This is a genomic window from Brenneria nigrifluens DSM 30175 = ATCC 13028, assembly GCF_005484965.1.
GTDB classification, from domain to species: domain Bacteria; phylum Pseudomonadota; class Gammaproteobacteria; order Enterobacterales; family Enterobacteriaceae; genus Brenneria; species Brenneria nigrifluens.
This window is the reverse complement of sequence record NZ_CP034036.1, coordinates 2,922,074-2,933,854: the sequence shown is the minus strand read 5'-3', so window position 1 is coordinate 2,933,854 and position 11,781 is coordinate 2,922,074. Positions and strand designations below refer to the sequence as shown.

Sequence of the window (11,781 nt, the reverse complement as noted above, 5' to 3'; positions counted from 1 at the left end):
ACCAAAACAAAATCCAGGGGGAGTGAGTGATTGATGCAGAGAAAATTACTGAGATTCTCCCAACGAATGGATGCGTAGTTGTAACCTGCAAAAACGGAAACATTGTCAACATACGGCAATTGGGTGATGATGAGCATATCGCAGCGCTTAACGCGTTGATTGATTTAGCTAAAATAGCTGGATATCGGATTGTAAAACCGGACGGAAACGCGCTATAATTAACAGGTTGGATTGAACACCCAACGCCTGATTAACTGCTGTGTCAAAGGGGTAACCGATGGCACAGTTTTCTTTTTTAAAATCCGCCGGCGGGGTACTAATACCCGCGACACCAGACTCGAAAGAATACGTCCAGAAATTAAAATTGGGCGCGGTAATTTACGCCGACTTTAAGCAGGCCAGAAACCCGGCATTCCATCGTAAATACTTCTCCCTGCTAAATCTGGGATTCGAATATTGGCAGCCAACCGGCGGCACCATATCGCCGGCAGAAAAAAAACTGGTTCGTGGTTACGTTAAATTCCTGGCCCACTTTGCCGGCAGCGAAGATGCGCTACAGACCGCCGCCGAGGAATACCTGGATGGCGTAGCCAAAAAACGCGGCGGAGATATTACCGGCGCAAAATCATTCGAAGCGTTCCGGCGCTGGACAACGATAGAATCCGGCCACTATGACGTTTTTGAACTGCCAGACGGCAGCCTGCACAAAGAGCCCCGATCGATATCGTTCGCAAAGATGGACGAAATAGAGTTCCACGACCTGTATAAGGCCACGCTCGATGTTCTCTGGTCATTCATCCTGTCAAAAACATTCCCCACCCAACAAGCCGCAGAAAACGCAGCCGCGCAGCTGCTGGAGTACGCGGCATGAAAAACCTACGCAAAGAAGCCTGCAACAGAGAATGCCAGGTTCGCATCCCCGGCATCTGCAATCACAACCCTGAAACCACCGTGTTGGCGCATTACCGCTTATCCGGAACCTGCGGTACAGGAATAAAGCCAGACGACATTCAAGGCGCCTGGGCGTGCAGCGCTTGCCATGACGAAATAGACCGCAGAACGCGCCACACAGACGCAGAAACAGCACGGCTTTATCACGCAGAAGGGGTGATGCGCACTCAGGCGATATTAATCGACGAGGAGAAAATTAAGTGATTCAGAATTTAATGCTGCTCTTAGAGAAAGAATTTAATGCTGAAAAATGCGGATGTCGCCGGCGGTGGGAAAGCATAAAATCCTGTTTATCTCTCTTCGCGAAAATCGGAAGGGCGCGTGAATTTTCTCACCATCTCGCGCACGCGCGCGTTTACAGGGGGTAAAAATGCCCCTTGTCGCAACATTCCGCACAGATTGGTTCCGCGTCATAACGGATATCACCAGAACACGAATGGCAACGCACCAGATCGCCAGGGAATTGGGCGTATCTAAATCCGCGGTGCTGGGGTGGAAGTCTGGCGCAGAGCCAAAGCACGGCGACGGTGAAGCGCTTATTGCCCTCTGGTGCAGAACAACGGGTTTTGACCGCGGGAAGCTGCCAACCGTAATTTACCGCCAGTATTGGGTTTTTAACCCGCGCTAATTGGTCGGGAAACCGACCGCCTCCGCCGCCAAAATGACAACTCCATAGTAACGGAGTAATCGATATGGCTCGTCCACGCAAGAAAATAGAAACTCCCGGTGAGTCAGCCGCTGAGGAAAATATTTCCAGCGATGTTCAGTTGCTGAATTCCATTCCTGCCAATACACCAGAACAGCTTAACGCGGCCACTGCCGGCGCCACGGTTCTGGATGCCAGTCCGGCGCCAACGGATATCGCAGCACGCAACGAGGCACTATCAGGGCTGAACGCCGAGGCATTTGGGATCGTCTCCAAGTTCGAGACCTACGGCTTTGTTGATGAGCATGGTAACCCGCTGACCAACTGCCTGGACTTCATCGAACTGGTTAAGCGCGCGACCACGGCGACCAGCACCCAACCAACAATCACCAGCACTGACGGCCAGATTAAGCGCTTTAAGGCGCCCACACTGACAGATAAGGGCTGGCACGTTCATTCGTAAGGAGATCACTATGTGTGGAAGTTCGCCCAGCGTAGTGCAAAGCGATCCGGAAGCCGACGCAGCGGCAGCAGCCGACGCAGCGGCAAAAGCAGCAAATGCCGACGCAGCGGCGCGGAAGAAACGCAAAAAGGGATCCTCGCTGCTGGCAAGCGGCGCGGAGGGCACGACAGACAGCAACACGTCCCTGCTTGCCGGCGGCGCCAGCGGTAAAACCAATTTAGGGGCATAACGATGGATGAGACAGCCGCAAAGCTGATTAAGCGCGTGGACTCATTGAAAGCCATTCGCTCACCGAATGAATCAGTGTGGCGCGAGTGCTATGACTACACCTATCCGCTACGCGGCGCTGGCTTCTCTTCTGATGTGCTGGACGCGCAGAGCGGGCGCTCAAAGATAGCGAAGCTGCTGGACGGTACCGCCACTGATAGCACACGTATTCTTGCGTCGGCCCTCATGTCCGGCATGACGCCTGCTAACGCGCAATGGCTCGATTTAGGCAGCGAGGGATTAACTGACGACCAAAAGGCCTGGCTGTCCATCTGCGCAACTCTGGTGTGGGAAAATATTCACGCCGCGAATTTTGATGCGGAAGCGTACGAATCGTGCCTCGACGTTGTGTGCGCTGGCTGGTTCGCGCTGTATATCGATGAGGATCGGGAGGATGGCGGCTACACATTTCAGCAGTGGCCACTGCCGCAAGTTTATGCAACGTCAAGCCGGCGCGACGGGATCGTTGACACGGTTTATCGCTGTTATCAGTTATCCGCGGAGCAGGCCGTAAAAGAATTTGGCGAGGACAGGGTTAGCGACAAAATCAGGGATGAGGTGAAGAAAAAGCCTGATACCAAATTTGATTTTATTCACGCCATCTTTCCACGCGAAAGCTACGTTGTTGATGCGCGTCTGGCAAAAAACATGCGCTTCGCTTCATATCACATTGAAGTGGCGGAAAAGAAAATTGATCGCGAGTCTGGTTATCATGAATTCCCGGTGGCCGTTCCGCGCTGGATGAAAATCCCGGGCAATCCCTACGGCGTCGGCCCCGTCTATGACGCGCTGCCGGACTGCAAAGAGCTGAACGAAATTAAGCGCATGGAAAAGGCCGCGCAGGATTTGGCTATCTCCGGCATGTGGATAGCGGAAGATGACGGCGTACTGAACCCCAGGACCGTCAAAGTTGGCCCGCGGCGGATCATCGTAGCGAACAGCACTGACAGCATGAAACCGCTACTGACTGGCGCCGACTTCAACGTCGCGTTTACTGCCGAGGAACGCCTGCAGGCGCAGATACGAAAAATCCTGATGGCTGACCAGCTCCAGCCGCAGAACGGCCCGGCAATGACGGCTACAGAGGTTCATGTACGCGTCGCACTCATTCGACAACTGCTGGGCCCGGTATATGGCCGATTCCAGGCTGAATATCTGCAGCCACTGGTTGAGCGCTGCTTCGGTATCGCATTCCGCGCCGGCGCATTCCCGCCGATGCCAGAAAGTATGCACCACGCAAACTTCAACGTTCGCTATATCTCACCGCTGGCGCGCGCTCAAAAGCTGGAGGACGTCACAGCCATTGAACGCATGGCCGTCAATATCGCCCAACTCGCCCAGATTAACCCGCAGGTAACCGACCTGGTGGACACGGACCAGGCAACCCGCGTTATTTCTGATGCGCTCGGCGTGCCGGCGAGGGTCATGCGCAGCGCCGATGATGTGGCAACGCTACGCGACCAGAGAGCGCAGGCGCAGCAGCAGCAACTGATGGCACAGGCAGGACAGGAAGCCGCTAGCGCAGCGGGCAAAGAGGCGGGAACGGCAATCGTTCAGCAAATGGCGGGTGGCGGACAATGATTAAACCGGTGCGTCCAGAGGACTATAAACGAATTTTTGAGGAGACGCCGGGCGGGCCGGAAGTCCTCGCCGAGTTAACCAGCCGGTTTGGTGGCTCTGTTTTTGTGAAAGGCGGGCCGGAGGGCGACCGGCAGACATGCTTTAACGCCGGGCAGCGTAACGTGCTCGATTTTATTTTACGTAGGTTGAATCAGGCTGATGGAGTAAACGACGATGTGGAAATTTAACTATCCGTTCATGAATGCCGACGCAGGCGCAGATGCAGGGGGTAATGGCGATGCTGGTAGTTCTGCTGGTGAAGGTGCTGGTAACGAAACTTCTTTGCTTGGTGCCGGCGCCGCAGGGCAGCCGGGCGAGGCTGATTGGGTACCTGAAAAATTCAGGGTTGTGGGCGAAGACGGGAAACTCAACGTTGAGGGCTCAGCCCGCAAACTGGCGGAATCTTACACGCACCTGGAAAAACGGCTGGGTAGCGGCGACGCGCCGCCGAAAACGGCTGATGAGTACGCACCAACGGTAGAGGCCGAAGGTTTTAATTGGGACGAATTCAAGGCCGACCCTGAAATGCAAGGGTTTCTTAAATCCGCTCACGCCAAGGGCATCACCAACGATCAGATGAGCTTTATCCTGGGTGAATATATGCAGCGGGCGCCAGACCTGGTCAACGGTGCCGCAGCACTGGATCAGGAAGCAGCCACGACCGCGCTTAAGGAAGTCTGGAAGACCGACGCGGAATTTAAGCAAAACATCGGGCTTGCTTACCGTGCCTTTCAATCTCTGGCGGATCCCGCCGACCAGGGAAAAATAAACGAAATCGGGAATAACCCGCTGGTTATCCGCATGCTGGCTAAAGTCGGCAAGGAAATGCAGGAAGATTCGCCGGCCGGTGGTGAAGTCAATCTGGAAGAACAGCAAAGCATACGCGACCTAATGAAGACGGAAGCCTATACGGACCCGAAACACGCCGACCACGAAAAAGTGTCCGCGCGCGTTCGGGCCTACTACGCAAAAACCTACGGCGAATCGCCGGTGGCGTAATAGCGTGACATGTCACACCAGAGCCGGCCTAACCGCTGGCTTTTTTATTTGGTCGGGAAACCGACCGCACACATAAATGAAAATCTCTCCACCAGCCCGGCGTGGTAGCCGGATACCTGAATTCCACGCTGCCGTAAGCGCCAGGCGGACAGCGTAAGAGGGCCGGGAAACCGATACCCCGCCGGCGAATCATTTAGTGGAGTGTATATCATGGCTTTTGATGCCAATAAAAACATGATCACAGCGGCGTTTGTGCAGCAGTTTCATGACAGTTTTGAAATTTCTGCAGGTCAGAAAGATTCTCGCCTGCAGGGCGCTGTACATGATCGCGGGAAAATCACCGGTGCATCGTTCACAATCAACGATATGGGCACCATCGAAATGAACGCCATCACCACGCGTTTCGGTGACACCGTTTGGGATGTGCCGGAAGCTGGTACCCGTAACGCCCTGATGGCTGATTACGGCGTGTTCGTTCCGGTAGAAAAGCGCGACCTGCGGAAACTGATTGCTGACCCGCAAGGGCCGTATTTGCAACTGACGTTGGCCGCCGCCAACCGCCGCAAGGACTCCGTTATTTATCGCGCGCTGCTGGATGCGGTACCGCGTAAGACGGAAAACAACGGCGCGTATACCAACGTTGTCCTGCCGGCATCGCAAAAAATTGTTGCCGGCGGTACGGGGTTGACCAAGGCCAAGCTTATTGCGGCTAAGGCGATGTTCCGGCGCAACGAGTGTGACGAGCAGAACGGCGAGGATTTGTACATCACGTACAACGCCGACATGCTGACGCAGATCCTGAGCGACACCACGCTGACCAGTGCGGATTTCATGGCAGTCAAAATGTTGCAGGAAGGTGCGCTGGCGGGCAACTGGCTGGGCTTCAAATGGTTGGCCTATGAGGCGCTGGATTCCGTTACCACGGAAGGTGTTACCACGAAGACGGCCGCCGCCTGGGCGAAGTCTGCCGTGCATTTCGGTACCGGTGCAGAATACAACACCGATATCGGCCCGCGCCGCGATAAGAACAACACCATTCAGATTTCGGTCGATGCTTCCTACGGTGCGGGCCGCGCCAATGAAAGCAAGGTTGTCGCGATCGATTTCGTCGCTTAATGCCTGCGCCTTTGCCGGGGTAACACCCGGCCTTTTTGTCTAAAGGTACTGCCATGGCTTCCAGTATTTCTATCTGTTCAAACGCACTCCTGGCGCTCGGCGCGCATCCCATCAATAGCTTTGATGAAGCCACTGACCATGCCAGGCTGTGTTCGAATATTTACCCCACTGTTCGCGACGATTTGCTGCGAAAACACCCCTGGAACTGCGCGATAAAGCGCACCATCCTTTCGCCATCCAGCACGCCGCCAGAGTTTGGCTTTGCGTATCAGTTCCCGTTGCCGGGTAACCTGCTGCGGATCTTGTCAGTGGGTGGTGAGTGCGACGATATCCGTTATCGCATTGAGGGGCGAAAGCTTCTTGCGAATATCAACGTTATCGAACTGCGATACATCTACCGCAATGATGATGAGTCTACATGGGATGCGGCGCTGGTGGGGCTGGCAGAAGCCACAATGGCGGCAAAGCTGGCATATGCGGTCACTGCGTCGGCCAGCTTGCGCGACACGCTGACCCAGGAAGCTGCATATTTGCTGCGGCAAGCCAAAGCCATTGACGGTCAGGAAGATCCGCCGGAAGAGCTGGGCGGTTACCCCACGTATGAAGCGAGGTTTTAACCGTGCGCGCCAACCTGATAAAAACCAACTTCACCGCCGGGGAAATTTCCCCTCGACTAATGGGACGCGTTGATATTGCCCGCTATGCCAACGGCGCAAAGCGCATAGAAAATGCCGTGTGCGTTATTCATGGCGGAGTGATGCGCCGGCCAGGCACCCGGTTTTGTGCCGCAACAAAGTTCGCTGATAAAAAATCCCGTCTAATTCCGTTCGTGTTCAACCGCTCTCAGGCCTATATGCTTGAATTCGGCGACGGGTATGTTCGTTTTTATCAAAACGGCGCGCAGATCGTTAACGACGACAATACGCCGTATGAAATCGAGAGCCCCTACCTGTCAGAAGATCTGGAAGAGGTGCGATTTGTTCAAAGCGCCGACACGATGTTTCTGGTTCACCAGGAAGTTGCCCCGTTCCGACTGCAGCGGCTGGGCCAAACAAACTGGATCCTGGACGCGGCGCCATTTATCGTCCGTCCATTCGATGAAATCCGAGATACGCCGGAAAAATGGTGCACACCGTCAGCAAAAGAGTTTGTCGGCTCATCAATAACGCTGACACTGTATGACGATGAGGCCGGCACGGCATTTACTGGTGATGGATGGGTCGCGGAAGATGTTGGATCCTATGTTCGCATCAATAGCGGTTTGGTCCTGATAGAAAGCGTAACCAGCGCTCAGGTTGCCACCGGCGTAATTCGTTCAGATCTCAGCGCCACGCAATCGGCATCGCCTGGCGCTTGGACGCGAGAAGATAGTGTTTGGTCGGAAGAGCTGGGTTATCCGGGGTCTGTGACGTTCTACCAGCAGCGGCTGGTTTTTGCCGGCTCTCCGAGCTATCCGCAAACGGTATGGTTTAGCGAAACAGGTTCTTATCTCAGCTTTGAGATTGGCAGTGAAGACGATGACGCCATGTCGTTTACAGTTTCGTCCGACCAGATAAACCCAATCGTGCACCTGGCGCAAATGAACACACTCATCGCGCTGACATACGGCGGGGAATTCACTCTGACCGCCGGCAGTGATGCGGCCATTACGCCAACCAATATCTCTGTTAAAAACCCAAGCCCTTATGGCTGCAACAACATTAGACCAGTGCGTGTAGGCACTGAAATCATGTTCGTGCAGCGTGCCGGCAGAAAACTGTTTGCCGTGGCATACGATCCCGATAGTTATGTCGCTTATTCGGCCAATGATATGTCGATTTTGTCCGAGCATATTACTGAAAGCGGCATCACGGAAATGGCATACCAGCAGCAACCGGACTCATTTATCTGGATGGTCCGCAACGATGGCGTCCTGGTAACTATGTCCGTTGATCGCGGGCAGGATGTGATTGCCTGGTCACGCCAGGTAACTGACGGTTATTTCGAATCGGTGGCCTCAATCCCATCAGAGACAGACGACGCGGTATATGTAATTGTTCGTCGCCAAATCGGCGGTGAAACGGTGCGCTATGTCGAATTGCTCGATATTAACCTGAACACAGATTCATCCGTTACCGGCACCAGCCAGGACGGGGCGACCGCGTGGGCTGGTCTCGAGCATATCGAGGGGAAAACAGTTGATATAGTGGCGGACGGTAGCGTTATGCCCCAACAAGTTGTTAGCGGAGGAGAAGTGACGCTGCCGCGCCCAGCAAAATCAGTCGAGATCGGATTGCATTATGACACGTCCATCGAAACCCTCACGCCCGAGGTTGCCACAACGGAGGGCACCACGCAGAACGCCAAGAAGCGGACCAGTGAAGTTGTTATGCGATTTCTTGAAACCACCGGTGCCGAGTGTAACGGGCAGGTAATCCCCTTTCGCCAGTTTGGGACCAAAATCCTCGACCAGCCGGCACCGCTTTTTACCGGCGATCACTTTTGGGGAAAACTCGGATGGGAAAAAGGCGAGGACTCCTTACTTATCCAGCAGCGGCAGCCACTGCCGTTTCATCTGCTGGCGATCATCACCACCTTTACCAGTAACGGGGGTTAAGCATGATACGGCACGCAACGATAGAAGATATTCCGGCGCTGGTTTTGCTCGGAATGAGAATGCACGCGGAATCCAACTATCAAAAAATATCATTCAATGCGGAAAAATGCGCGGGCCTGGCTGATCAGTTGATCACGTCACAGTACGGTGTGGTGCTGGTTGCCGAGACTGGCGGCCAGATCATCGGATGGATGGCGGGCGGCGTCGCGCCGTTCTGGTTTTCCCATGACCGCATGGCGTTCGAGTATGGCGTATTCATTGACGCGGAACACCGCGGCGGCAGCGCAGGTTATCGGCTGGTGAAAGCATTCATCGGCTGGGCGAAAGGGCATAACGCGGTAGAAATTCGCATGGGAATCACCACCGGAGTTCACGAAGAGCGCACTGGCGATCTGTATCAAAAACTCGGCCTGAAACGCACCGGCCTACTGTACTCGATGGAGGTTTAATTATGTGCACAGGCGTAGAAATTGCGGCGATCGGCGCGTCTGTTCTGGCGGCCGGCGGCGCGGCATATAGCGGCGCACAGCAAAAGAAAATGGCTGACTACCAGGCGGACCAGGCGCAGGCCGATGCGGACGCGGCTGCGGCAGCAGCGCGGGTACAGGCGGAGAAGATACGCAAGGCAGGCGCGGCGCAGGCGGCGCAGGCCAACGCTTCTTATGCGGCGTCAGGCGTAGAAACTGGCGAAGGAACCGCGCTGCGCATCACATCGGATATTGTGGGGGATGCGGAAGAGGACGCGGTAACAACCATTCTTGGGGGGCAGGATTCCGCCGCCCGGTATAACGCCCAGGCGCAAGCGGATCGCATCAGTGGTAAAAACGCTGCCACCTCTGGGTATATCAGCGCCGGAAGCTCTCTTTTGCAGGCGGGCGGCACCGCTTATTCAGGCTGGAAAAGGCCAACGGCAAACACAACATCAACCACCACCAGTGGAACCTCATCCAATAACATGTTTACCAACATGGGGGTTAAGTGATGCGTATCCCAACCGGTAACTTTGGAAACCTCACACCAAACCCGCAGCCCACACGCGTTAATGTCAGCAACTCCGGCGCTGTTGGTCAGGCCGTGGAGGGGTTGGGAAAGGAAATACAGCAGGAGGTTAACGCCGTTGTTCGTGCGCGCGCCAGCGAATCCTTACTCGATTACCAGATAAAAATAAAAGACGTCAATGAATCAATCCGCCAGGGCGTTGAAGACGGATCATTGCGCGCCGATCAGGTGGAAAAGGTTTACCAGGACGCGGTCGGTAAACTGGATAAACCACAATTCTCCGGCCTCGGGATCGCAGAAATGCAGACCGTAGAGGGCGGGTTAAAGCGTTATGAGTCTGATGGGTTATCGACGGCCCGCGGTTATGCCCGCACGGCGTTAAAAATAGAGGCCAGGGATCAGGTTGACACCCAGCTCGACCAGCTTGGAAAACTGACCAACTACCCAGATGCGGATATTGAGAAGATTAACGGCATGTCCGCCAGTCTGGAAGAGCAGGGCCGGATCGCCTACGGGGCGCAATGGCCAAAGGTTCGCCAAAACTGGGTAGATCAGAATTGGTATAATCAGGCGCAGCAGCGTTTTTTAAAAGCAAGCAGCAGCGGAGCCGCGCTATCTCAATTGAACAATGATTTAACCTCAGAAGATGGATTGTATTTGGATAAGTTAGATCCAAATACACGTATAGAGTTATGGAATAGGGTACAAAACCAACAATTACAATTACAAAACCAGGCGAGGATTGAATCCGCAAGGAGAGAGGCTTTAGCGTCTCGGCAAGTAAGCGAATATGCGTCGCTTGTTGATAACGGTATGGAGCCGACAGACGAAATGCGGGCAGCGTTATCGCAGACCACAAGAGGCACTACAAGCCAAAGCTATGCGCAATCAGTTCTTAGTGATGAGTTGGCGATCAAACAGGCCAAGCTTGAAGGTACACAGGCATTTGAGAGCCTCATTCTCAACCAAAAAACCGAACTGGAGAAAAACGGCGGCACCGCTGATCAGTGGCAATCCCTACAAAGAAGAAGCGCTGCATTTCAGCGTTATCAGGAAGAGCAAAATCAGATTGCTGTTATGCAACGCGTGGAGTCATCAATAAAGGATGGTGTACCGCTCGATCCTACTGATAAAAATAACCAGGCCGCCGTAGATATCTGGTTTCAAAAAAACATGCAAGGGTTTGATTACAACGACACCAATAGCATTAATAACCTGTCTGGCGTAGTGAGACGCACTGGTATCATTCCCAGCCAGGTCCAGTCAATGTTTAATGCGGGGGCCGCAACAAAAGATCCGTCGATTGCCGTTCCTATGGCGAAAATGTTCGGTGGTCTTTTCGACAATAATCCCGCCGCTGTCGCGTCTATGCCCGCCGACACATCCGCGTTCTTCAAGTCGGTTTATGATTACACTAACGCTGGAATACCCGCCGATAAAGCCGTTGATACGGCATACACACAGACTTATCAACAAAGCGCTGGAATGAAAGAAATAATCAGTCAGAAGTTGAGGGATAAGGACTACATCAAAGAAAGGGATGGGGCGGCACAAAAAAATATCAACGAAATATCACCATCGTTGACCTCATTTGGCGCGCCGGCAATAACAGATCCTGGTGTGTCAAATCAGCAATACCTGCGTGACTACCGAGCTATTTATGATGCTAATTTTTCGCTCACAGGAGGGGATGCGAAAAGGGCGGAGTCTATAACAAACGCTCAGGTGAAAAACGTTTGGGCCGTTACCTCAATAAACGGTTCCCCGGAGGTAATGAAGTATGCACCCGAGGCTGCGTTTGGTGTTTCTGGGGCGGTGAATTGGATGGATAGCCAATGGGAAAAAGAAAAGCAGGAATTAAAATCAAAATCGTTCGGTGGAAAGAGAGATGACACCGAGTTATTACTGGTTTCCGATATGTTCACCGCAAGAAATCAAGATTACGCCGTTATGGTTTATCAGAAAAACGCCGATGGTTATGATGTTCGTCCGTATTACGGTGATAACGGGCTTCCTATTAGGTTCAAATTCGATCAACAAACATCACCGCTCTATAAAGCCATGCAAGGAATTAAGCTGGATAGGATTGAAAAGGCTAAACAGCGCAGAGAACAGGGTGAATAG

Annotated in this window: 14 protein-coding genes; all 14 read left to right on the top strand. The window is 53.6% G+C overall.

The features are described from left to right. The first annotated feature begins 26 nt into the window (after positions 1–26). On the top strand, positions 27–218 hold the full coding sequence (locus EH206_RS13785; protein ID WP_009113387.1) for a hypothetical protein: 192 nt from the start codon (positions 27–29) through the stop codon (positions 216–218). Positions 219–277: 59 nt separating this feature from the next. Next, positions 278–871 (top strand): DUF1367 family protein, encoded by a 594-nt coding sequence (locus EH206_RS13780; protein WP_009113386.1) that lies wholly within the window; start codon positions 278–280, stop codon positions 869–871. Continuing rightward, positions 868–1,155 (top strand): DUF1364 domain-containing protein, encoded by a 288-nt coding sequence (locus tag EH206_RS13775; RefSeq protein WP_009113385.1) that lies wholly within the window; start codon positions 868–870, stop codon positions 1,153–1,155. Before EH206_RS13780 ends, EH206_RS13775 begins: the two co-directional genes overlap by 4 nt. Before the next feature lie 488 nt (positions 1,156–1,643). Next, positions 1,644–2,060 carry a hypothetical protein gene (locus EH206_RS13765; protein ID WP_009113384.1) on the top strand — a complete coding sequence of 139 codons (417 nt, stop codon included), beginning with the start codon at positions 1,644–1,646 and terminating at the stop codon, positions 2,058–2,060. A gap of 10 nt (positions 2,061–2,070) precedes the next feature. Further along, the gene (locus EH206_RS13760) at positions 2,071–2,289 is read left to right on the top strand and encodes a hypothetical protein (protein WP_009113383.1); all 219 of its coding nucleotides are present in this window, start codon (positions 2,071–2,073) and stop codon (positions 2,287–2,289) included. 2 nt (positions 2,290–2,291) lie between these two features. Continuing rightward, positions 2,292–3,908 (top strand): portal protein, encoded by a 1,617-nt coding sequence (locus EH206_RS13755; RefSeq protein ID WP_009113382.1) that lies wholly within the window; start codon positions 2,292–2,294, stop codon positions 3,906–3,908. Further along, complete coding sequence (locus EH206_RS13750; RefSeq protein WP_009113381.1) at positions 3,905–4,135, top strand: Bbp19 family protein; 231 nt, start codon at positions 3,905–3,907, stop codon at positions 4,133–4,135. The genes EH206_RS13755 and EH206_RS13750 overlap by 4 nt, the downstream gene beginning before the upstream one ends. Next, positions 4,122–4,946: a hypothetical protein gene (locus tag EH206_RS13745; protein WP_009113380.1), complete on the top strand. Its 825-nt coding sequence runs from the start codon at positions 4,122–4,124 to the stop codon at positions 4,944–4,946. The genes EH206_RS13750 and EH206_RS13745 overlap by 14 nt, the downstream gene beginning before the upstream one ends. Positions 4,947–5,156: 210 nt before the next feature. Then, on the top strand, positions 5,157–6,062 hold the full coding sequence (locus EH206_RS13740) for a phage capsid protein (protein WP_009113379.1): 906 nt from the start codon (positions 5,157–5,159) through the stop codon (positions 6,060–6,062). A gap of 53 nt (positions 6,063–6,115) precedes the next feature. Further along, the gene (locus EH206_RS13735) at positions 6,116–6,679 is read left to right on the top strand and encodes a phage connector family protein (protein WP_009113378.1); all 564 of its coding nucleotides are present in this window, start codon (positions 6,116–6,118) and stop codon (positions 6,677–6,679) included. 2 nt (positions 6,680–6,681) lie between these two features. Beyond that, positions 6,682–8,658: a phage nozzle protein gene (locus EH206_RS13730; protein WP_009113377.1), complete on the top strand. Its 1,977-nt coding sequence runs from the start codon at positions 6,682–6,684 to the stop codon at positions 8,656–8,658. A gap of 2 nt (positions 8,659–8,660) precedes the next feature. Continuing rightward, positions 8,661–9,107, top strand: a complete 447-nt coding sequence (locus EH206_RS13725; RefSeq protein ID WP_009113376.1) for a GNAT family N-acetyltransferase — start codon at positions 8,661–8,663, stop codon at positions 9,105–9,107. 2 nt (positions 9,108–9,109) lie between these two features. Next, entirely contained in the window at positions 9,110–9,640 is a 531-nt protein-coding gene (locus EH206_RS13720) for a hypothetical protein (protein WP_009113375.1), read from the top strand. After that, the gene (locus EH206_RS13715; RefSeq protein ID WP_009113374.1) at positions 9,640–11,781 is read left to right on the top strand and encodes a hypothetical protein; all 2,142 of its coding nucleotides are present in this window, start codon (positions 9,640–9,642) and stop codon (positions 11,779–11,781) included. The genes EH206_RS13720 and EH206_RS13715 overlap by 1 nt, the downstream gene beginning before the upstream one ends.